Below are 22,661 nucleotides of genomic sequence, written 5' to 3'. Positions count from 1 at the left end.
ATTCTTATACACCTTATCATATGGTTAATCCGCTCACATCACTTTATCTTAACTCGTATTGTTACTGTGGTACCGACCCATTTCAGTTCTGTATTTTCCTCGACAGCGATCATATTAGTGAGCGGAGAGTCCTTTCATGTGGGGTATAGATACAGGCTGAATGGTATCCTTCCATAACCGTAATTAATTGGATTATGTGACTGAATTTTATACCAAATTATTTGATGGGGGCGTCATTTTGGTTGTGACCGAGGATAATTTTTTATAAAAATGGCCTTTTATGAGTAAAAGGCCATTTCGTTTCCTGATAATCAATAGCTTACTGATAATAATCAGCAAGGCTGCTGTTGAATAATGATTCTGCATTTTCAGCCGCAGCCACAGCATCCTGAACATCCCGCCGTTTCAAATCCAAAACCCGCAATTTCCCCTTCACTTCAGCGACGGATTCGATTCGTCTGTAAGCACCGGAATGATGTTTGGCATACAACGCCAGCCCTTTCAGTTTGGGCAAAGCATCTGCCAGATGTAGGCCATGTGGATCTACTAAGTCCACAACCACTTCGCTATTCTGTTCGGCAAAGAACAGGAAATCGGGACGAACAATTTTGTATTGTTCGGTTTCAATATAGGCGATGCCTAGTGACGACTGCCCTGTGTATTGTGGGTTACGATACCAGAAAGCAAATCCTTCACGTTTGGTTTCGGTCTCGAAAACCGTGGTTTCCCAATGGTTCAACTGAGCCGGATAGTTCCCACTTTCATCAGACAACAGATGGTGTTTCCAGGCTGGAAGATCAATTTCCTTCTCTCCTTCACGAGCCCGGGTCATTTCAAACTTGTTCTCTGGTCTAACTAAATCTACGTCCTGCGGTTCGGTACTCATTTCGACGATTTGACGATAGGCCTCTTTACGCTCATCTTTCAAAGACTTGATCCGCGGTGTGTACTCGGTCAGCCACGCCTTCGCCAGTTTATCGGCCTCTGCATCGAAGTAATCCTGCACCTCTATCACCAGCCCCATGCCAGCAACGGTCACACGAGCTTCCATTATTGCTTCCAGATATTCCTCTGCATCCTCTTCTCGATCCGCGACCTTATCGGCCAGATATTCGACATAGGTACGTGAAACATCCGGGCTGAAGATTCGGGTTGCACGCCGGTAGGCGTCATCGATCACCGCTACGTCTGCCTCCTCCCAGAATTCGTTGAAAGTCATTGCTTTGTTCTTCAGGCTGGCAACCACAGCCTTACCATCCACAACGAGCACTGCATTGCGCTTGTTTTGGATTTTTTCAGCATTTTCTGTCTGGAACTTGTCCAAGACAGCGTGCAAAGCAGCGTGGGCTTTGCTGACTGCCCCATCAAGAATGCCGTCATCAACCAGTTCCTGTGCCAGCGCGGTCAGACGTCTGGCTGGTCTGGCTCCTTTCTGCGGGCGGGTTTGCGAAGGTAGCGCTTCAAATACTTCCCATATGGCAGTTGAAGCCGCCGGGTTGGGTTTCATCTCCACAGGGTTAATCAGGATGCGTCCGCTTGGAGGAGATGTATCATCGCCCTTAAACAAGGTATTGACGACATCTCTCACGGTATTGGTATTAAACTTGGGCAACAGGCATTCGACAGAGTTTAAGCGCTCATTACCCGGAATACGTCTCGCCAGTGGAGTACGTACCATACGCCCCAGCAATTGCGTAATATGCGTCCTGTCGCTGGCAGCGCGGAAGGAGACCATCACTTCGGCACGAGGGCAATCCCAGCCAGTGCTGATGGCATCTTTAGCAATCAGTACACGCACCCAAGTTGATTCTTGCACCCGCTGCGGTTCAATATAAGGTACTTGGTGTTGGCCGAACCGTTGTGTCGTGTGTTCACCGAAGACATGAGCAACACTGTCAATGGGCAATTCAGGATAACGAGAGAATAGCGTATCCAGCCAACGCCCCACTTCGTTCGGGTCAGGCGTATTGGGTACCTGGAATACCATTAGCGGTACTACTTCGCGCACAGTTGCCTGCTGTGTTGCATACTCTGCCCAGGCATCGGTCACTTCCCTGAGTCTGTCGGCAGCACGGCGTACCCATACAGTATCGAAGTCACCGGCTTCATCAGGTACACCAAGAATGATATCGTCCTTGATAAGTCCCGATTCCTGCACTTTAGCCGAGTCAACCACCACGTTCGGCAATTTGACATGATGACCGGCATTGGCAACAGCATTATCGAAACGTTCAACTGTGGCGGAAATCCCCCACACTACTGGAATACCCTTCACTCCAGCCGAACCATTGATGAGCCGTTGCACAATAGTACTCTTAGCAGCTTCACTGGAAGCCGTTGACGAACCCATACCTCTGTGCGCTTCGTCCAGTACCAGATAGAGGGTCAGATCCGGGTCTTCGATGGTGTTCTGGATGGTATCCCACAGCGTATAAGCCTGTGCATCAGGTGCTGCTTCGAAAAGCCCGCCTTTATCATCGAACCCTCGCACCAGCAGGCTTTTTTTGCCAAACTTCTGCGTGTTAAGGAAATAGATTTTTCCAGCCTGAAACTTACGCCGACTGAAGGGATGTTCCACTACCACCATATCGTTGTAGTTGATACGGTCACTGGCCTCCATCAGGCGAAAACGGGTTTGCTCGTTCAGTGCAGGATCGTCACTGAACCAGATCACAACCGCGCCGGGATCGGCATCGAAATTAAATTCGTCGTCGCCATGAAATAATGCTTCAAATGCAGCGGCAGCCATGACGGTCTTACCCGCACCGGTCACCGCCGTTAAAGAGAAGGCGCTCTTATCATTTTCGTTATGCCAGTAACGGCGAGCTTTTCTAAGGTTCACCAGAGAATCACGCACCGCATCACGCTGGTAGTCCTTGAGAGTGAACTTCATTCTGTTAATTCCCCACTGGTGAAGCTGAAATTGGTCAGGTACGATTCGTATAAACGTACCGGCTCAACGCCTTTTGGCAGACGCCTGGTGACAGACTGGAAATGACGATCATCGTCGGTGACGATGAAGACCACCCGCACGTCACTGGCATGGCTAATGGCTTCAATGAAAGGTGTGGCCTGATCCACAGCCGATAGAAGGCCATAAGCATCAGCTACTGCCCATCCTTCAGCAGGCAGTTTTTCAATACGTTTGCCGCGTGCGCCCGCGCGTAGCCACAGCAATGGTGCAATCCGTGCATAGGCTAGGTTATGGCTAACCGACTTCTCAGCTTCGTAGGTCAGAGTGAAGAATTCGGCGTTTTCCTCGAACCCTTCAGACATTGGGAATTCGTCGGTAAACTTGTAGTCGCCTTTAATCGGTTCGCCCTCAGGAGTCTTGCCTGTGATGGCAGCCTGTACTCGCGGTTTGGTGATGTAGTCACAGATACCCCATTTTTCCCATTCGGGATCTCCGGGGCGTAAGCCCTGTTCACGTAGTTTTTTCTGTTCGCTGGCTGCGACTTCGTTGTTAGTGACGGAGATACACTGTCTGCGGCCTCCATCCTGACGATTTAAACGTATTACGGCATGAGCGGTAGTTCCTGAGCCGCTAAAGAAATCGAGAATGATTGCTTTAGGTCTGTTAACAACAAAGAAACGTAGCGCATCTTCAACTGCATAAAGTGACTTAGGAAATGGAAATTTTCTGTCAGGCATCATTAATTTTTGCAAGTTAGTTCCTCCCTGCTCTGCATTGTGGGAACTAATCCGCCACTGAGTTCCGGGAATGAAAACAGGATCGTACTCAGACTCATCAACGATGATCGAATTATCTGCTCTTCTGCCAATGATAGGAAAAATACCGGATTCAACCTTACTCTGCTCGCCTTTTTTTAAATAGGTGATAGCAGTTTTTTCTGCGCGCCACCTGCCTAGTCGCGCGAATCCCTTGTTAATTAAATCACGTAAGCTTGATGCACTATTCTGCCAATTCCCTTCGGTTCCGTTTGCTCTAATGGGCCAAATTGCTACACAACCATCTGGCGGTGTTATTTCGCTTCGATCATTACCGAAATAGGCTTCTCCAACAGAGTCGAAACATGGGCCATCTTCTCCATTGCGAATGAAGACGGGATAAAATTGATTTGGGCTATCTTCGCGCTGGGTATTCGAGCCAGCACGCAAAAGCTCCGCCCACCTTAACCCCTCAGCTCGACGATCCCTGACAATTTTCCACTCGGTACTTAGAGAAACAGGAAATGGAGCAGCTTCGCCAAACATGACGAAAAATATGTACTCATCTGTACGCCCAAATGCCGATCTCCTTGTTGCACCTTTTGGATTTATGACACTGCTGATCATCTGAATACGCGCCTCTGGGAAGGTCTGTTCCAACAACAAGCCGAGACGCAAATATTCTTTTTCATCAATAGTGGCAATGAGTACTGAGTCTAAAGGATTTAGTAATTCCTTAGCCACCAGCAAGCGACGTTCCATCATTGCCAGCCATTTGCTATGTCTATAGATGTCGTCACCTTCGACGTAGTCGTTGTTGTACTTCCAGTCCTTTGCCCCTGTGTTATACGGCGGGTCAATATAGATGACGTCCACCTTTCCCCTGTGTGTATAGGTCAACGCCTTCAACACATGGTAGTTCTCGCCATTGATGACTGAATGGAAAGGCTTGTCTCCACTGCGTTGCACTTTTCCCGTACTAACCAGACCCGGCCAGATCGTGTCACGAAATTCAGCTATAACTACAAGGTCGTTCAGCGCTACAGTCTGAGTCTCAATATCAGCCGCGCCCAGCAACTCGACATCAGCGACCTTCTTCGCCTTATGGATGTTTTTAACTTGCCACAACCGTTGATCACCTTGCTTAGTGGACCCACGTTCTGGCAAAACGCGAACCTTGTCTCCCTTGCGAATAGGCCGCAATGGCAACTCAACAACTTCAGGGCTATGTCGTTCGAAATTAAGACCAAAGGGAAGACGTGATGACAGGATTTTGATTTCTCGATCCAAGTCAGCACCCAATTGAGGGTCTTTGGCCTTCGCTTTGGCAATTAAATCAGTCAGCCTGGACATATTTTCCTTTCTTCTTATCAATTCTGAACATTGTAGGTTCTGAACGTTCGGCTCTCAGGAAAGCCCAATACGGTGATTCACAGAAGGAGTCAGAACACTGAAAAATTGGCGGTAATATTAACATTATGCAAGGAGTTCGGCGATCCTAAAACCGCGAGCTGCAGGTTATTACCAGCATGTCTGTAGCCCGGTACTACTATCAAGTGAGATCAGATAATCCCAAATAATTTCAGATAGGCATCATTCCCCTAAACACCACCACCAATAAGGTGATCTTACAGGTTTGCCGCCGTTTTTTATTTTCTGTTTGGGTAAAATTATTTAATAAACAATAAAATAGATAACACTATCAGCAGGTGCGCGGCCGAGTAGTCTTCACTATCCGCATGTTAAAATCATGGTCGCTAATGTGGCGGGCCATGTAGTGTTGCAGTTTGGTATCTCCCTAACAAACAGGGCAACTCAGGTGTAATTTATCTGCCAGCAGGCCTCCTCAATGCTGTAAATACCTGTTCCACAGGTAGTGCAGATTTTTTCCCCACTATAATGGTCGCCGCACCAGACGCAGTACCAGTCCAAAGACATCATCGGAACATTCAACATGTTGACAAGACTGCGTAATATTCTGCTGCGCTCCTCCGCTTTCACTGCCGGGTCAACATGCGCACAGTTCATTAGCGTACTGGCAGCTACTGTCGCTTGGTCATGTTCGAACCAGGGTGAGTCAGCATGTGTGCCGGTATGTAAGATGAGTCGGCAGCCACAGGATACGCAGCCCCATACCTGTCCTGGCATGTTCTCCGCTTCACTGGTTGTCACAAAATGCCCACGGTGGTCGCTGGCGAGGTAGCATTTCAACATACGAATTCCGGCGTTCTGTTCCTTACTGGTAACGGTCTTAAAATTCATCGGACTGACTCCTTACCGCCATACGACATGCAGGCAGGTACCGTCCCGGAACGAGATGGCTGTCTGTTTGGCGAAAGGCGGGTTACAGGTTGATTATGGATGACTGGAACTAGTGGTTCAGGGGGCGGCTGCAAATGGGGCTGGGTTTCGCGTCACAGTAACGCCGCTTATCGTGTTCCCACTGCTAGCGGAGTGGTATGCAGCTAGCCGCTTTACGGGAATGACATTTCCCTGTGGCTGAGGTTTGCATATTCAGGTTCCCCGCGAGTCTGCAATACGCTGTTGCATCCAGGTTTCGACTTCGCTTTTAGACCAGCGTGAGCTACGTCCCAGTTTGATGGGTTTAGGGAACTCGCCATCTTTAATTAATTTGTAGAACCACTTGTCCGTCATACCAGTGTATGTGGTGATAAATGCCATATCGATAAGCGGGTCGTCAGCGCAAAGAATGGGGTTATTGGCCATGGTCATGGAAACTCTCCCTCTGAAAATTGATAGTGGGAGGAGTCCGGTGTGGTTGAGTAACATTGCACCCCGGTACTCCTTCAGAGGATTAGGATTGCCTGTAAAAAAATACCCGAACGACTGGCTAACCCCTGTCTTACGGGTTAAAAGCGAAGGATAAGTCAGCCCTGGCTGCAGCCAAAGTTACGCCCGCCATCACCGGTGACTTTTGTGTGGTCTTTAGCGAGGTAATCAGCCCGAGCTAGGGCCTGTTGAAGTTGGGCGCTGTTCCCCCTGTCAATCCATAGCGCTGGATTCTCAGGGAAATTCGCCAGTGTGGCATGCTGCTGCACGTCCACCTGCAACGCGCTACACCAGGCCTGTTTAATCATCCCGGCCAGCGTGTGCGGTGAATTGTAATCACCAGCTCCACACCAACTCTCTCGGTTCAGCAGTAAAACAGCGTGATAGTGCTTTTTACCGCTGCGTTCCCCGAACTCTCTGGCCCAGACATACCGCAACGTTGTGGGGTGTACCCGCTTGCCCTCCTGCTTTTTACGCAATTGACAGGCGGTAATTTTGGCTTTAAGGGATTCTGTAAAACGGGATATTACAGCGGCGTCAGTGGCGGCAGGGGTATCAGGTAGGCGTAGATCAACCCTCAGCATTAATACTCGTGGATAGGCATCCAAGGCATTCTGAAAGGTTGCGGCAATACGTTGCTGCCAGAAATCGTTAAAGATGTAATTCATGATGAAAGTCTCCGGTTGAATGTGATTCATATCCATTGCCGGTGACATAAAAAATGACAGTTGTGTTAAAACAAAATCGATGACAGCTGCGTATTTAAAACTGCGAATGATACAGCCATCACTTTGCTGACGGTATTTTTTCTTAATATTCATCTATGTACCGAATACAGTCTCAGAGTGTCTGTGATGCGCCAGTAAACGTTAAGTTCATTTATCTTACTTATGCTCGTGAATAATGAAAAACGACCTGGGTGATCACAGTAAAGCAGTAAGTACTGAAATTTTTTATGGTCTTAAGACAAGCAGGGTTGAGACTAAAAATAATCAAAATAACGAATGGGTTGAACGAAACTCCGATCTGTTCACATGCGTTTCTAATCAGTCGCAGACAAAGAGTACCTTCGGGAAAAATATTGCCGCATAAGCCCTGGGTTAGTGTTAATAACTTAATTTAGTCAATTTGTAACGTGTAGATGATTAACGGCTATGTCTGCTGATTATCCATTATGATATGTGCTTATACAGTTACAGTGATGATAACACTTACTTCATTTTTATTAGTCATAATAATGACCTTGTAGTCATTATTATGTCGTTACTGACACTTGTTGGAGGCTAATATAATCAAGATGGTTAACCTGCTTTACGATTAAGGTAAATCATGATGCACACTCTTCATTGTTTATATTACCAACCCGACAAACAGGGCGGTATGATTTTGGTACATATGGGCTGTACAGACCGGTAGTTTTACTTCACGGTGACATGTTGCCACTCTGGAGTTATGGAAGCTATGGCGGACAAGCATCGGTCAACACGGTAAAAATAGCTGCTGGAGTTTACAGGTCTGTAGCTGGCCGACTTGGTTTTTTCGTTTATTGTGAGCTAAAAAACCTCTGTAGCGATCCCTACTGCTTTGAGGTGAAGCCTGATGGAGGTAATCAGCGTGAGAGTCCCAGTATGGAAGGTTTTTTTACGTTATATGTGTTGTTTAATTACATAATTTGTGTGGTGTGATGGCATCCTGATCGGCTATCTTCAGAGTACAGAGAAAACAAAATGGTTGTTCTGATGTCTGGCGGATAGCCAGAGTCATGACGACGGACAGGAAAGGAGTCTGACCAGTGACAGCGTTCAGCATGTTTAATGATTTTCGTTTTATATTCCCGAAAAAGGCAGATATGTATAAGAATGTGATGGTCAAATCTGTTGATTTTCGTCGGCTGGAAAAAGAATATTGCATTTGTTTTTATCAAAAAGCTAATGATGCACAAACTGAGGAGGTTTTCAATCTTATTACAGTTTTAAGGTCCGAGTACGCAGGACTTCAGCATGGAAAACTGATTTTTAATTCAGAAGGTAAGGAGGATTGTGAACGAAATAAATGGCTTTTACTGAGTGCGATAAAAAAAGATATAGGTAAAAAGATGAGAGTGTTCAGTACTGCCAGAGAGTTTCATAACGAGATGAAACGCAAGCATAAAAATTTGGGTACACTCTGTTTTTCTTTATTCGCTGAAGGTGTCTCTGGAGATCCCATTCCGGATCACATGAAAACACTAAAAACGCTAAGCTCCCGATTTTTTAATAATATCCGATCCAGAACCACATTTAAGCACCATGTTCTGGGCTATTTCTGGGTTGTGTTAAAGAACAACTATGATAATCGGCCTTACTTACATGTTAACTTTTATATTGATACTCGGGGTTTTAATAATGTTATTGGTGAAGAAATAAATGCTTGCTGGTTTAATGCACTTAAAGCCATGGAGGAAAGAGAAGGGGGAGTATTGCATCTTACTGTGACAAAAGAATTTCAGAATGGGTTTCTCTTAAGAAGTACCAGTGGTTACAGTGAGCAGTCTGGAGAGAATCACGCTATTTTTACTCGTTTCAATTCTGATGCAAGTGTAATTACTCAAGATTTGAATTCTGCGAATTCAGAAATATATAAGCAGTTTACCAATAATAAAGATAAACAGTATTTCATTCATTATCTTTATGCACTCGCTAAAGAGTCTTACTTTATTGCTGAAAACACTCATTTCTTTGGTTCTTCCTCAGTGGTAAAACGGTTGAAATAAATTTCAGATATATATCATCTTGGTGAACTGCAACAAACCATTTGTGCTGGTCCTTTGATTATTTCTCCCAGAGGCATAACCTGTCGCTTATAGTTTTCTTTGCGCAAAAATCCACCATTTCTGATGACACATCCGTGCAACAGTCCCTTTTACAGTGTGACCTCACATCACACTGACTGAGGACGGATAATGGCTGTCTACCGTAATGACCCTGATTTGAATCTGCTGGGCCAGTGCAGCAATGAAGAGCTGCAATTGCTGGTTTCCATCCTGATCACTGACCCACGTGATGGCGACACTCGCTGGACAGAGAGTCTGACCAGTACCCCGGAGTACCGCCTGTTAGCACCAGACCACCGCCGCTACTGGCAACTGATAGCCGCTGAGTTTCAGCTTTACGGCGCGAATACCCTGGCGAGTCTGGTCCGACTGGGGCAAGGCGTGACCTATCGGGAAATCCTCGTCGATGTCTGTGACAAGCTTGATGTGAATTACAACCAGAAAAGCACTACCGAAACCATTGAGCTTGCTCTGTTAATGAGGGTACTGGAAAAAAGCCTGGATCAGATGTCACCGGAAGAGCTGGCTGCTTTCTCCCACAATATGCATCTGGATCTGACAAACCCCACTCCGCAACTCATTCTTATCGCCGTTCAGGCTGCCATCCGGACTTCCTCGCTGGCTGCGCTCGAGCTGGCAACGATGTTGTCTGCCAGTGTCATCACCTCCCTGGGCGGTATTGCCACCTGGGGAACTGTTGTGGTCGCTTCACGTGCTCTTTCCGTTCTGGCTGGTCCTCTTGCCATCGCACTGAGTTCAGCGTGGATGATTTCCGGCATCACTGGTCCGGCTTATCGGGTCACGATACCCGGCTGCATCATTGTGTCCTGGCTGAGACAGCAGCACCTTTCCCGCTAACAACTTTTTCACTTTAATCTTCAGCCCCGACAGGCTGCTATTTGCGCAGGAAGCATCCCTCATGTCTGAACAGGAACAACGCTATGACCGCCTGGCAAGCCGTCTCGCCATACTGGTCAGCCGCCTCTTTATGGGAGAAACGCTCAGTGTCAGGCAACTTGCTCAGGAGTTTGGCGTCTCTGAGCGTACCGTTCAGCGTGACCTGCGTGAACGACTGCGCTATATCGACACGGAATATATCGATGGTCACGTCAGTCTCCGGGATGCTCGGGGCCCCTTTCGTACCAACAGCGACATTATTCGTTTTGCCCAAATAACCAGGGTGGCACATTACTTTCCGGCACTTGACCCTAAGTTGTTGTCTGTCCTGCTCGACAACGGTCAGGACTCCCCCTGCATTATCTGGAATGCGCCACCCCGTCAGGCTCCGGCGTTGTTTGGCGGTTTTCAGGTCATTATCCAGGCCATCATCAGCAATCGCCGCATTCATTTTCTGCACCACGGACACCATCAGTCCGCCGTTGCCCCTTACCGGCTTATCTGTCTGGAAGGCGAGTGGTACCTGACGGCAGTAACTGGCGAGCGGATTCAGGTATTTACCCTTTCAGCCATCACCGATGTGGTTATGACCATTGGGGGCTTCACCAGAAGCAGTCATATCCGGCGGATTTTTGAAGACCCTCGATTTATTCAGGCCCTGCCGCATTTTCAGTACATCAGCAGGCTCATCCGGGAATGAACCCGCATGTTCATTCGTCAGCACCGCAGTTTTACTAACAGAAGGAGTTCATCTTGAAAAATGTATCACTCAGCATCCTGGTACTGGTTGGCAGTCTGCTGCCGGTTATGGCGCAGGCATCTGGCAGTCAGGATACCTGGACCCGGGGTTGGGGACAGGGAGTATCAGAGTTTGTCATCAAAGGGAAAGGTCAGTCACAACTGTCTCTGAGCTGTGAGGATTATGGCTCGCAACCGGCCACGGTCATATTTACTGACGCCAGCGGGCATCAGGTCAGTATGGATGAAGATAAAAGCCTTCAGGTCAGTATCGACGGTGGAGCACTTATTGATATCAGCGAATCTGGCAGTCGAGTGGGCGGTAATAACCTGGCGCTGGCCTGGGCTCAGTTACGTAATGGCAAACAGGTCTCAGTAACCGGAGATCGTGTTAAGAATGCCACATTCACACTGGCCGGGGCGGCTAAGGTTCTGCCGGTATTCGGGACGCACGGTTGTGTGAGTAAAGATACGCTTTAGCCTGCATCTGAGTTTGCCGCCTGCTGATTACGTTATTTTTAAAAAGGAACAGATTATGAAATATAAACACATGCTGCTACCCGCACTGTTTGTACTCTCAGCCCAGGCGCTTGCAGAGCCAACGCCGACTATCAAAGTGGAGACCAGTAATCAGGTTCACCCTGCCGGAACACGTTACGTCACTGTCGTGGTCACCTCCCTGGATGACAGTATCAAAGTTGAAAACATAGACGTGAACCGGGGTAACTGTCGTATTGATAACCAGAAGTACCTGTATTCAAAAAATAAGGAAACCATTCTGCCTGTCACTCTGCGCTACGGGCAGTCTGTCAAAGTGAATTTTTATAATAACTGCGTGGCTTCGGAAGTCGTCGTCACAACTGACAAGGGGGGATGGCGTTACACCTACCACTGAGCCGCCTTTTGTGTATCAACTTCCTCAAATAAATCCTCACTCCACCAGCGGGCTGCCGTCAGGCAGTCCGGAGCAAATACTATGACCTTTCTGAAAATGCTGGTGACGGCCCTGGCCCAGGCCCTGACCTGGTGCGGCGGCCATCAGGCCCGGCAATTTATTGAAATTCGCTTGCGTCAGGCAGGCTACGATGACAGCAGTATTGATACAGCCAGAGAAGCGGTCACATTGCTGGTCACTGCACTCATCACCGCCCTGATGGCGCAGATACTGAAGATTCTGGAGACGCTGTAGTCCCGCCCGCCATATCCCTCCCACCGTGAACATCATATCTGCCCCTGCCTCCTTGCGGAGCAGGGGCTTTTGCTTTTATGCCGTCAGAGTAATCAGATGAGGAATCAACTATGCGATTAGCCAGCCGTTTTGGCCGGGTGAACCAGATTCGCCGCGACCGTCCCTTAACCCACGAAGAACTGATGCAGCATGTCCCCAGCGTCTTCGGGGAAGACAAGCATGACTCCAGAAGCGAAAAGTACACCTACATACCCACGATCACCCTGCTGGAGAACCTTAGACGCGAAGGGTTCCAGCCGTTCTTTGCCTGTCAGTCACGTGTGCGCGACCAGAGCAGACGTGAACATACAAAGCATATGCTGCGTTTGCGCCGTGCCGGTCAGATTAACGGTCAGCAGGTGCCGGAAATCATCATTCTGAATTCGCACGATGGCGCGTCGAGTTTTCAGTTACTGCCGGGGATATTCCGAAGTGTCTGCACTAATTCACTCGTCTGCGGACAGTCGTTTGGCGAGATCCGCGTGCCGCACAGGGGGGATGTCGTCGGGAAGGTAATTGAGGGTGCCTATGAGGTGCTCAGCGTCTTTGACCGGGTGGAAGAGAAACGTGACGCCATGCAGTCCCTGCAACTCCCTCCACCAGCACAGCATACCCTGGCGAACGCCGCACTGACATACCGTTTTGGGGAAGAGTACCAGCCAGTGAGTGAATCGCAAATCCTTGCACCTCGCCGCTGGCAGGACGAGAGCGATGACCTGTGGACTACCTACCAGCGCATTCAGGAAAACCTGCTGAAAGGCGGGCTAAGCGGCCGTACCGCGCAGGGTAAGCGTACCCACACCCGCGCAGTAAACGGGATAGATGGCGACGTTAAGTTAAACCGTGCGCTCTGGGTGATGGCGGAGAACATGATGGACCTGTTGGGCAGGTAGCCCCGCCACCGAAATCAATCCCCGGCCCGACAGCTCCATTCAACATACTCATGCATAAGGAAAAATTAACATGACCGACATTATTAATATTAACGACAACCATCAGCGACCTCTGCAGGCTGGCGATAACGGTTCTGCACCGGCACTGATAGCCACGCCCGTACCGGACGAACAGCGTGTGGGATTCTGGCCGCAGCACTTTGGCAACATCCCGCAGTGGATAACCCTTGAACCGCAGGTCTTTGCGTGGATGGACCGGTTCTGCGCTGACTACAGCGGCGGTATCTGGAATTTTTATACTCTCAACAACGGAGGAGCCTTCATGGCTCCGGAAACGGACAACGATGCCTTCTGGTCGCTGTTCAACGCCATGAATGGCAACGCAGCAGATATGAGCGCCGAAGCTGCAGGGATTGCGGTCTGTCTTATCGCTTACAGTCATCACGCGTGCCGCACAGAATGCGACGCCATGACGGAACATTACTGGCGTCTGCGTGACTTTGCGCTGCATCACCCGGAATGTAATGCCATCATGCGCATTATCGACTGAGCGTCCCGCCATGCCGTATGAACTGTCTCACCTGAATGCCCTGTGGGATGCGCTGGGGAAAACAACGGTCAGGGATGAGGACGGTGACGTTGTGACCGACGAACCCTTCCTGCATTTCCCGACGGGTACTCCTCTCTTCCATATATGGGCATGGTTCGAATCCCTGCATGACGAGTTCGTCGTTGCCGTGAAACTGTACAACACATCCCCTCCCGACGCGTCAACAGACAGGAAAAGCAAATGAATACCACCATTTGTCCTCCCGGCAGCGGGGAAATATCTCCCACTACACAGCGCACCATCAGACGTGCACTGACCTTACTGGAACGCCAGTTACGCGAGCCCGGCGTTGCATTTACCTCCAGCCAGGCGGCCCGCGACTGGCTCCGTCTGCAGCTCGCCACGCTGGAGCGCGAAGTATTCATGGCGCTCTTCCTCGATAACCAGTATCGTCTTATTGCTCATGAAACGCTCTTTACCGGCACCATCAACCATATACAAGTACATCCCCGTGAAGTGATAAAGGCAGCACTGAAATACAACGCGGCTGCCATCGTGCTTTCACACAATCACCCGTCAGGTTATGCGGAACCCGGCCATGCTGACCGACTTATCACTGACCATCTGAAACAGGCACTTAGACTCGTGGATATCTGCCTGCTGGACCACCTGGTCGTGGGAGGCATGGACATCGTCTCGTTTGCCGAGCGTGGCTGGCTTTAGGGAGAGAATAACGATGAAAATCATCAGTAAACGTCAGGCAATGGCGATATACCGCCAGCATTCTGAGTCCCGGCTGTTTCGCTTCTGTACCGGGAAATATAAATGGTCCGGCAGTATCTGCCATTACCACGGCAGGGAAGTGCAGGATATCCGGGGTGTGCTGGCCATGTTTGCTGAACGCCGACAGGACCGCAACGGTCCGTATGTGATCCTGCGCAGCGTCACCCTGAACTGACTCACCGTTAAGGAGTACTTACATGCAGAAAGCAACCCGTGTAATCAACCATAACATCGCGGAATCCTGGTGGGGCCTCAGACGCAACATCACGCCGTGTTTTGGTGCCCGGCTGGTACAGGAGGGTAACCACCTGCATTACCTTGCTGACCGTGCCAGCATTGCCGGGACATTTAATGACGCAGATTTACGCCATCTGGACCAGGCATTTCCGGTACTGATGAAGCAGATGGAGCTTATGCTGACCAGCAACGAACTCACGCCCCACATTCAGCGCTGCATCACGCTCCACGCAAAAGGGCTGATATGTGAGGCCGATACGCTCGGCTCCTGTGGCTATCTGTACATCGTAATTTATCCGACATCTGCAACAACCGCATAAACCCCGGACGCTTTTCCTTCGTCAAACCAGCCAACAAAGAGCGCAAACCATGCACATACAATCCATGCCCCCTCAAAGGGCGGCATCGTCACGTCTGTCATCAGTCGAAATCTGGCAAAAATTACTGGAGTATCTGCCGGAGCAACACTACGGCCTTACCCTCAACGACACACCGTTTGGCAACGACAGTGTGATCCAGAAACACATTGATGCGGGAATCTCACTGTGTGACGCGGTGAATTTTATCGTGGAAAAGTACGACCTGGTGCGTACTGACCGTCACGGCTTCAGCGTGAAAGAGCAGTCTCCGTTTATCGGCAGCATCGATATGCTCCGCGCCCGGAAGGCTACCGGGCTGATGACACTCAATGGCTATCAAACCGTTACTGACATCACCAGTGGTAGATCCAGCGGAGGGAAATAATGACGTTAGCTCTGATCGTTGACGCCGACACCGTCAGCGATCAGCCCCTCAGGTGCCAGCACAACGACTGGTGCTTTTATCAGATCTCTATCAGTTGATACAGATGTTCGCTCAGACAGCGGGTATGGCGGTAACACCTTAGCGGAGATATCTGTCTGCAGTAGAAGAGGGTGCGGCAGGACGCCACCAGAACATCAGGGGCCGTATCGTCTGCCAGGAGGGAGCTTAATTCCGGGGCGTTCAGTAAAATGAAACACTTCTCCGGGAGCATGCCACCGGCATTTCCTTTCGGAAAATAACCGCCCAGATACAGTAAGACGGCCAGCAGGCGAAACTGCCGGGTGAGTACCGCTTCGGTGTCCCGGTAATGTGCGGCTATCCACAGGCATTCCCGCAGCATAAACCGTCGGGTCCGTCGGGTGAGGTCACCGCCTTTATCATACCAGTGTTCGACGATATCCCTTGCGGAGCGAACTGAATCGTCACCCGTTGTCGCAGTTTGCCATGACCGTGCCAGAAGCGTTGCGATATCCATGGATTAACGCCGCCCCTGCGAAACGGCTGCGGGAGTATTGCGGACACCAGGCAGATAAATATTGCGGACCAGCTTCAGGAGGAAAAAGACATCACTCAGGTTGCTCACGCCGGGTACCAGATGGCGAAAGGCTATCCGTGCACGAAAACGCGCCCGGACCGCCTGCCGGTCATTCACCCTGCGCCGGTACAGGCCCAGAAAATGACGGCTTTCCACCAGCGCATGCCTGACCAGCGCTCGTCTGACTGCCCGGTACTGCGTCTGTGTACTGAGTGTCAGAATATCTGCAATCACGTCGCTATAGCTGAACGCGCGGATATCGTAATAATCCGGGCGGTGGGTAATTGACGCCGGGTTATTCACCCACAGGTAATCCTGTCTGTCAGAGAAATAAAACCGGCCATCTGCGGCGGCAAGCTGTATCGTCCAGAGAATGTCCTTATGGCTTTTCCCTTCCTGGAATCGCAGGTGATGCTCGCGGATATACGCTGAACGGATTATCTGCAGCCACAGATAATGCGGCCATTCCCTTTGACTGACGCAATGGCGTATCCACTGCTGCCCCGTCAGCGTCTGACCGTAAGGCTGTCTGCGGTGAACAGGATGTCGCGGATGCCCCGAGCTGTCTGTATGCCGGGCATTGAAAAGGACGACATCGGCCTGTGCTTCGCGGGCTGTGCGCAGTCGCTCCTGCAGAAAATCTGCCGCAACCCGGTCATCCGCGTCCAGGAACACCACCCATTCACCACGGTGAATCGCCAGTGCAGTATTACGGGCAGCATACACACCCTGATTTTCCTGACGAATGAGAATAAGCCGTTCATGTGTAATGGCGCTGAGTAGCGTCCATGTTTCGTCGGTGGAGCCATCATCCACAACAATGATTTCAGTACTGAGCGTTGTTTCGCCAAGCAGTGTATGGACCAGAACCCCGATGCTGTCAGCCGCATTGAAGGCGGGAATAATGACGCTGATATCGATGTTGATTTTCATTGAACAAAGGGAATGTAAGCAGAGGGAAACTTCAGAGCTGTCACCCCATCAGGGGCAATAACCTGCCGGGTAAGAAATATTATCAGGAAGAACGTTCCGGTGATTTTTGTACAGGTGTGGTTATCACTCGTTTTTCTCTGATTTCCTGGTTAACCACCATCAGACAGTCATCGCAGAATTCTTTATCCAGCCCGAAAATCCGGTCCAGAACGCCTCTTTTCTTGTTACATCTGGCACATCTTTTCATTCCATCACCTGCTGTCGCATTCCGGTGCCGTGCTCGCAGGACAAAAGAAGGTCGCCCGCCAGAAGACAGGAAATAAATTAATAAACAATACGTTAAATGAGTTTTTGGGAATTTAGCACAGGCACTACCGGGCTGGATAATTCATTTTGCAGATCAATTTTTACCAATCGATCGGTTTAATCGATCATCTTTTTTACTCTGCTTTACATGCCAACTGTGTTCCCGCACACCCTCTCCGGTAAGGACGTGCTTTTACATTAACGAATATTGCGCTCCGATATTAAACTCGTATTTGTGTTTTTTACTCATAAATGTGTTTTAATGGCATCCATTACTTCTTAGTAGTAGGGATGTCATCTTGCAAAACAAAATCAAAGAACTCCGTACACAACTATCAATCACTCAACGTGAGTTGGCAGATATGGTTGGTACCAGCCAACAGCAGATCCAGCGTATCGAAACAGGGAAAGTTGCGGCCAAGTTGGGGCTGGCGCAAGCGATCAGCGCGGTCTTAAAGAAGCCATTGAGCGCTGTTTTTCCAGATAGCGATAAATTGCTGAAGAAACTACGCAATCAAGGTAGCCGTAGTGACGATGAGCTGGAAAATATCGCGGCTAATGGCATTGAAATGGATGGCTGCATTTGGACGGTGAAACTCTGGCTACGAGGGCAACAAGATTATTTGCTATTACCTATTTCCCCGGCTGATAAGCGTCGTTTTTACTCACACTTTCAGGAAAGTGTAGTGCCAGACCGTGAGTTTTTTTTTGTTTTTGACTCTGAGCAGCATCGTTACGCTTTAAATGCCCGAGAGGTGATTTTTCACCAATTCTTGTTTGATGGTTTTGCACCTGTTCCTGATGATGAGGACAGTGAAGGAAGCTATGAGAATGTTCATATCACCATGGTGAACGGTGGACCAGTTATTGGGCTGTACTGTGAGCCTGAGGTTTCGGACGACGACGAAATCGATGATATTGGTCAATTGAATGCATTTTTTGACATTCTTGAATCGGAGCCGGAATCAACAGAGCGATATCAATTAACCGACATAGATGGAGAAGATGCTTTCATCCGTATTGGCTCTATTGCGATGGTCCGAATAGATCTTGATGCTTTGGAGTCTGTCGAGGAAGATGATGTGTAACAGATTTCGGTATCTTAACTCAGTTGTATTAGCTCAGACTTGATCTGACGGTTCTCACTGGCAGCACACAATCAAATCTGACAGTCTGCCGTGAGCGATCAGCGGACATTACTAACAGCATTCTGTATGAATAACGGGGAGCAGATCATTCCTGTCCTCACGACGACGCCTATCTATCATGCAGTCGTTCTTTGGATCAAGACGCGTTCTGAAATGGTGTTTTTATGTATGTGCTGAATTCTGGGGCATAGAGTAAAACTTTCAAATTGCCAGAAACAGAAATGAGCGATTAAGTTGTCAAGTAATACCGGATATTTCAGCGATTCATCAGGAAATCATCGACCAGGCTGCTGTACATTCTCATCGGACGATTTTACTATTCCTCAGGATCGCAGTTACTGCAATGACCTTCCATCCGGAATGCACCACATTCACAAGGCTCCATAGGAACAAAACCATCCATCTTGCTGTATTCACATTTATACCAGAGACAGACACCGGCCCTTTGTTCCGGTAAATAAATTACGGATGGGGCACTACATTCCGGACATTCCTGAAAATCCCAAGTTTGCAGATTATTCAGGCTGAAACCACAACAGATACAGTGAGTCCGTGTCGGAAAGCTTTCACCTTGGTAAAGGATAAAATGTGAAAAACTCTCACAAACGGGACAAAGTGCAAGGGTGTATTCCTGGTTAACAGTTATATCAAGGAATTGTTGCTCAAGAGCGATGATGTCTTGACGTAAATCAGAGTTCCATGAATTTTCGGTCTCATCTGACTGAATTATGACGAATGCGGGACGAAAAATTTGTTGGTACAGTTCACTCAGTTGCATTGCCAGTTCTTGCGGACGAACCTCAAGGGCAAAATGCTGAAGGTTATTACGCAACTGACCCACCGTTTTCATCATTTGTAACGCAGATTCAGAAAATTCGGCTGGGTAATATGTCTTTAACAGCTTACAAAGCTGGCTGACGTTGACAGATTTACACTGGTGTAATTCTGACTCAGTTGGATGCGCCGGATCCACACATTTTTCCTGAAGCGATGCTGGATTAAAAATCGCTCCAGACCCATTGCGCGAAACTACGGCCTTCAACAATAGCTCAGCGGCCTGAAAGAGGTTAAGCAGGCACTGTTTGTAGTCACGTCGATCATGACCTTCTAGCGCTTTGTTAAAGTAGTCCAGCCCGGTTTCCACTGAATCCAACGCATTTTCTAGTAAGTTAAAACGGACCATATCAAAGCCCCCCGAATAGGCATCGTCGTTATGCCAGCGCTTCCGCCAGTTACACAGATAGTGATTGTACCCACGAATATTGGGAGCCTATTTTAGCATGTTTAACTTTAGTAGTACTGACACAACATTCATGGAGCGTACTGATTGACTTTTGGGGGCGTGTATTTACAAGCTCACTCCAATGCTGTATAGTTCGTAAAGAGTGAATTTAGCTAGTGCATCCATAGGTTCAATTCCTATGCCTACAATTCTCATCACAGCTCTCCCAATAGTCGCATTTACCCGTTACCTCAACGTGTTACTTAACGATTACGTCAGTAAGGAGAAGCCTATGAGTAAATTATTCCGCCATGTAGTACTATATATATCTTGTTTCATTGAAACTTTTTGGGCTGGGGTGATAAGTGTAGTAGCGGGTTTGATGACAGGCGGTGTCCAAATTATTTTGGCACTAGCTAAATCTTCTCAATTTTTTTTTATTCAAAGCACTTACACCCATAAATATTATTTAAATCAATAAACTAAGTCACTCCACGCATATTTTCCTTATCATGGTCTTTCGTATTTTTTGTACTCAACATGATCGTTTCCCCTTTCTTTAATACACAGTGTGATTAGCGACGTCTTCTGCTGGAACGAAGTGGATGGGTTAATTGAGCTTAATGTCAGCTATACACGAGGAACGGACATTGAAGCCGCTAATATGTGCGGCTTCGTTCTAACTACAAAGCAGTAATAAAAAGAGCTGCTATCGCAAATACGGTTGCTACGTTTTAGTCAAATTGAACATACTCAGATTGATTTATACTAAGGCCTTGATCTACAGCCTCCGTATCATTTTCAAATATGTCAATCTTTACAACAAATTTAGGAAGGCCAAAACTTTTCAGAAAACCAGTCGCAATATTTTTTGAAGTTTCATCAAACTCTAAATCTAATCCTTGGAAATATCGGCTTGATAACATCATAGATAGAGGTAACCCATGGCGATAGAGAAGCGTGTCTTTATTACCAGTTGCCACAGCTAAGTTAAGAGGAACACAGACTGCTTTTGTTACTCCAGTAAAAGGAATGCAATAACCTCTTAGGTAACGGTAGTGTTCCATATCCTCTGAATATAATGACCCATTAAGAAAGCTTGTTATTTCTTCATAATCATAAAGTAGATATTGTGAGCGTGGTGCATTTTTAAGTATTTTCTTCGCTTGAGAAGTTTTTATTGCACTGAAAGTTGTTTTTCGCCAGTCTCTTTTTTTTGCTTCTAAGAAAGCGGCCCCATGAATTGATGTTCCATCTTTATAGCTAATATTGACTACTAATGCTACGTCTCCGAAATTATTTTCATAAGTACCTTTAAGCTTGTATGCTTGCCAGTTAATATTTCTTTTTTGGTCTTTACCTACTAGACTGATACCACGTAATTCATTTCTAAGATCGATAAGCAATTTTCGTGTAATGAAATCCTCGTCCCATTCGTGGCCAGAATGATTGCTAACAGATGTTCTTATTATTTCTTCAATTCTACCAGTGAATTCAGTCAATCTATATTCCATCCGAGAACTCCTTTGCAAAATATATTGAATAAATAAAATTTATTGAATACCAAACTTAACACTTTTGGTTACATCTATCATGTTGTTTAATCACGCAATTTGTATAAACAACATGATAACGATAATATTTTTATCAAAAATTTGCCTATAAATTTAGTTAGTGGTTTCCTAACGGCTCCTTTGACCCAAACGGAAAAAGAAAGGTCGTCTAGATATCTGCCAGCCTCTGTTCCTGGCACTAAGTGGTCTGGCCCAATGAACATGACGTCTGCTAAGAGCGAAGAACGGATGCTAAAGAAATCCGTTCATGCCCGTAATAAGAAGATCGCGGTCAGTCTTACTATAGGGCGGTTCCATCTACAAGCTTAGAAAACCTTCAGTTAGTACCTAGAAGCTTGCATACGCTTTTAAGACACTTTGACCGAGAATTCTAGCGGTTGCCAAATATAAAAATTGTTTAGGCTGAGTGTTTAAGAATTCACTCATAAGCCACTGCTCTTTGTCAGAGAATATTTCGTCAAACATGTACGGATGATAACGCGTTATCGAACCCAAGTAGAACATTACCATATATATTATGGACTCTTGGCTGTAACGGCCAATTGATGAATTTGATAAATACATTGTATATCCGCTATTGCCAATAAAGTACCAAATGCCTTTTCTCTGTATTTCCTTGCTTAATTCAGCATAGTCTTTTCTTGTTGGCGTATAAGTGGGCATTGTTATTTTGCAAGTGTAATAGAACACCCCATCTTCATCTTCTACTATCGAGTACCCTTTTGCTGAGAGACTTGTCATGTCGGTATCAGAACATTGGACTTCTGCCTTAAAAATTAGCTCTTTTCCTTTTTTGTATAATTTGTAGTTCGCTATCTTGTAAAAGACCTCGGTCTGATTATAGATTTCAGAATAGGCTCTATGGACTCCCACGCAATGATTTAGAATTTCTTTAACATTTATGGTTATATCAGTGGTGGCTATATTAGGATCAAATATCGATACGATTTCATGCGCAACTTGTACGATATTAATTTTTTGTTTTTGTTTTGTGATTGTTGACTGCGAAAACTTATTATTATGATCCTCCTTCATTCCGTGCATGTACATTTTCCTAGGCCCATGCGCACCCGAAAGATTTATTATTATTTTAGATAAATTTAGAAATGAATAGTAATAAAGGAGAGGTTGGCTTTTCACTGGACTAGCTTCTGCTGTTATATAAAAGTGTTTTGCTTGTTCGAGAAGAGACCTTAAAAAATCCTCTCCTTTACGTTCATTGCTCGCCTTCTTTATAACATAGTCCCAGAATGCCCAGATATCTGATATTACGATCTTCTCATTTTTCCCCAGAGTTACCAATGAGGAAGGTTTTGAGAAAAGCGGAAAGCCATATTTTATTTCTACTTCAGTCAATTTCATTCTCCAGGTAAAGATATATAATTTTTATTCGAGAGTGAAACCTGTGGTTCAGGCCAATGCAGTAAATTATCTGTACATTACACTTCTTTCGCTAATTTTCAATCAACTATGTGCTAGCAAGCCACTTAATTTAGTAGTGCCTTGTATCCAGCGACTTGTAACATGCATCTATAGATTAAC

General features: G+C 47.3%; 25 protein-coding genes. 15 read left to right on the top strand and 10 right to left on the bottom strand.

What is annotated here, in order from left to right:
• Window positions 1-319: 319 nt before the first annotated feature.
• The 5 genes from C5523_RS24230 to C5523_RS24210 form a co-directional block, all read right to left on the bottom strand.
• Window positions 320-2,893: a DEAD/DEAH box helicase gene (locus C5523_RS24230; protein WP_108702131.1), complete on the bottom strand. Its 2,574-nt coding sequence runs from the start codon at window positions 2,891-2,893 to the stop codon at window positions 320-322.
• Entirely contained in the window at window positions 2,890-5,022 is a 2,133-nt protein-coding gene (locus C5523_RS24225) for a site-specific DNA-methyltransferase (RefSeq protein ID WP_108702130.1), read from the bottom strand. Before C5523_RS24225 ends, C5523_RS24230 begins: the two co-directional genes overlap by 4 nt.
• Window positions 5,023-5,484: 462 nt before the next feature.
• A complete protein-coding gene (locus tag C5523_RS24220; protein ID WP_172960913.1) occupies window positions 5,485-5,931 on the bottom strand; it encodes a putative zinc ribbon protein in 447 nt (148 codons plus the stop codon).
• A gap of 252 nt (window positions 5,932-6,183) precedes the next feature.
• Complete coding sequence (locus tag C5523_RS24215) at window positions 6,184-6,402, bottom strand: AlpA family transcriptional regulator (RefSeq protein ID WP_108702129.1); 219 nt, start codon at window positions 6,400-6,402, stop codon at window positions 6,184-6,186.
• A gap of 155 nt (window positions 6,403-6,557) precedes the next feature.
• A complete protein-coding gene (locus tag C5523_RS24210) occupies window positions 6,558-7,127 on the bottom strand; it encodes an inovirus Gp2 family protein (RefSeq protein ID WP_044704249.1) in 570 nt (189 codons plus the stop codon).
• 1,124 nt (window positions 7,128-8,251) lie between these two features.
• On the opposite strand from C5523_RS24210, the gene C5523_RS24205 reads away from it, so the two are divergent.
• The 13 genes from C5523_RS24205 (at window position 8,252) to C5523_RS24145 (ending at window position 15,341) form a co-directional block, all read left to right on the top strand.
• Window positions 8,252-9,211, top strand: coding sequence for a hypothetical protein (locus tag C5523_RS24205; RefSeq protein WP_155525425.1), 960 nt, complete (start codon window positions 8,252-8,254; stop codon window positions 9,209-9,211).
• 189 nt (window positions 9,212-9,400) lie between these two features.
• Entirely contained in the window at window positions 9,401-10,129 is a 729-nt protein-coding gene (locus C5523_RS24200) for a DUF3944 domain-containing protein (protein ID WP_108702127.1), read from the top strand.
• A gap of 61 nt (window positions 10,130-10,190) precedes the next feature.
• Complete coding sequence (locus C5523_RS24195; protein ID WP_038418587.1) at window positions 10,191-10,868, top strand: YafY family protein; 678 nt, start codon at window positions 10,191-10,193, stop codon at window positions 10,866-10,868.
• Window positions 10,869-10,975: 107 nt separating this feature from the next.
• Window positions 10,976-11,386: a hypothetical protein gene (locus C5523_RS24190; RefSeq protein ID WP_108702377.1), complete on the top strand. Its 411-nt coding sequence runs from the start codon at window positions 10,976-10,978 to the stop codon at window positions 11,384-11,386.
• Between the two features lie 55 nt (window positions 11,387-11,441).
• The gene (locus C5523_RS24185; RefSeq protein ID WP_108702126.1) at window positions 11,442-11,801 is read left to right on the top strand and encodes a hypothetical protein; all 360 of its coding nucleotides are present in this window, start codon (window positions 11,442-11,444) and stop codon (window positions 11,799-11,801) included.
• Between the two features lie 81 nt (window positions 11,802-11,882).
• The gene (locus C5523_RS24180) at window positions 11,883-12,095 is read left to right on the top strand and encodes a hypothetical protein (RefSeq protein ID WP_108702125.1); all 213 of its coding nucleotides are present in this window, start codon (window positions 11,883-11,885) and stop codon (window positions 12,093-12,095) included.
• A gap of 110 nt (window positions 12,096-12,205) precedes the next feature.
• Window positions 12,206-13,027 (top strand): DUF932 domain-containing protein, encoded by an 822-nt coding sequence (locus C5523_RS24175; protein ID WP_108702124.1) that lies wholly within the window; start codon window positions 12,206-12,208, stop codon window positions 13,025-13,027.
• A gap of 70 nt (window positions 13,028-13,097) precedes the next feature.
• Window positions 13,098-13,577: an antirestriction protein gene (locus C5523_RS24170; RefSeq protein ID WP_108702123.1), complete on the top strand. Its 480-nt coding sequence runs from the start codon at window positions 13,098-13,100 to the stop codon at window positions 13,575-13,577.
• Window positions 13,552-13,821: a hypothetical protein gene (locus C5523_RS24165; RefSeq protein ID WP_223878748.1), complete on the top strand. Its 270-nt coding sequence runs from the start codon at window positions 13,552-13,554 to the stop codon at window positions 13,819-13,821. Before C5523_RS24170 ends, C5523_RS24165 begins: the two co-directional genes overlap by 26 nt.
• On the top strand, window positions 13,818-14,300 hold the full coding sequence (gene radC / locus C5523_RS24160; protein ID WP_108702122.1) for a DNA repair protein RadC: 483 nt from the start codon (window positions 13,818-13,820) through the stop codon (window positions 14,298-14,300). The genes C5523_RS24165 and radC overlap by 4 nt, the downstream gene beginning before the upstream one ends.
• 13 nt (window positions 14,301-14,313) lie before the next feature.
• A complete protein-coding gene (locus C5523_RS24155; protein ID WP_108702121.1) occupies window positions 14,314-14,535 on the top strand; it encodes a DUF987 domain-containing protein in 222 nt (73 codons plus the stop codon).
• 22 nt (window positions 14,536-14,557) lie between these two features.
• Window positions 14,558-14,917: a type IV toxin-antitoxin system YeeU family antitoxin gene (locus C5523_RS24150; protein ID WP_108702120.1), complete on the top strand. Its 360-nt coding sequence runs from the start codon at window positions 14,558-14,560 to the stop codon at window positions 14,915-14,917.
• A gap of 49 nt (window positions 14,918-14,966) precedes the next feature.
• Entirely contained in the window at window positions 14,967-15,341 is a 375-nt protein-coding gene (locus C5523_RS24145; protein ID WP_108702119.1) for a TA system toxin CbtA family protein, read from the top strand.
• Between the two features lie 79 nt (window positions 15,342-15,420).
• Here the strand turns inward: C5523_RS24145 and C5523_RS24140 are convergent, their stop codons facing one another.
• Complete coding sequence (locus C5523_RS24140) at window positions 15,421-15,876, bottom strand: hypothetical protein (protein WP_223878747.1); 456 nt, start codon at window positions 15,874-15,876, stop codon at window positions 15,421-15,423.
• 3 nt (window positions 15,877-15,879) lie between these two features.
• Window positions 15,880-16,869: a glycosyltransferase gene (locus tag C5523_RS24135; RefSeq protein ID WP_108702118.1), complete on the bottom strand. Its 990-nt coding sequence runs from the start codon at window positions 16,867-16,869 to the stop codon at window positions 15,880-15,882.
• Between the two features lie 605 nt (window positions 16,870-17,474).
• Here C5523_RS24135 and C5523_RS24130 point away from each other — a divergent pair.
• The gene (locus tag C5523_RS24130) at window positions 17,475-18,263 is read left to right on the top strand and encodes a helix-turn-helix transcriptional regulator (RefSeq protein WP_108702117.1); all 789 of its coding nucleotides are present in this window, start codon (window positions 17,475-17,477) and stop codon (window positions 18,261-18,263) included.
• 376 nt (window positions 18,264-18,639) lie between these two features.
• Here C5523_RS24130 and C5523_RS24125 read toward each other — a convergent pair whose 3' ends face one another.
• Window positions 18,640-19,506, bottom strand: a complete 867-nt coding sequence (locus C5523_RS24125; RefSeq protein ID WP_108702116.1) for a hypothetical protein — start codon at window positions 19,504-19,506, stop codon at window positions 18,640-18,642.
• A 331-nt stretch (window positions 19,507-19,837) separates the two neighbouring features.
• Here C5523_RS24125 and C5523_RS24120 point away from each other — a divergent pair, with 331 nt between their 5' ends.
• Window positions 19,838-20,026, top strand: coding sequence for a hypothetical protein (locus C5523_RS24120; protein WP_223878746.1), 189 nt, complete (start codon window positions 19,838-19,840; stop codon window positions 20,024-20,026).
• Window positions 20,027-20,279: 253 nt separating this feature from the next.
• Here C5523_RS24120 and C5523_RS24115 read toward each other — a convergent pair whose 3' ends face one another.
• Together C5523_RS24115 and C5523_RS24110 are read right to left on the bottom strand one after the other, a co-directional pair.
• Complete coding sequence (locus C5523_RS24115) at window positions 20,280-21,059, bottom strand: hypothetical protein (RefSeq protein WP_108702114.1); 780 nt, start codon at window positions 21,057-21,059, stop codon at window positions 20,280-20,282.
• Window positions 21,060-21,446: 387 nt separating this feature from the next.
• Window positions 21,447-22,475 (bottom strand): YaaC family protein, encoded by a 1,029-nt coding sequence (locus tag C5523_RS24110; RefSeq protein WP_172960912.1) that lies wholly within the window; start codon window positions 22,473-22,475, stop codon window positions 21,447-21,449.
• Between the last annotated feature and the right edge of the window lie 186 nt (window positions 22,476-22,661).

Source organism: Phytobacter sp. SCO41 (assembly GCF_003073275.1).
Lineage (GTDB): Bacteria > Pseudomonadota > Gammaproteobacteria > Enterobacterales > Enterobacteriaceae > Phytobacter > Phytobacter diazotrophicus.
Note: the sequence above shows the minus strand (reverse complement) of the source record. Positions and strands in the feature narration are given on the sequence as shown.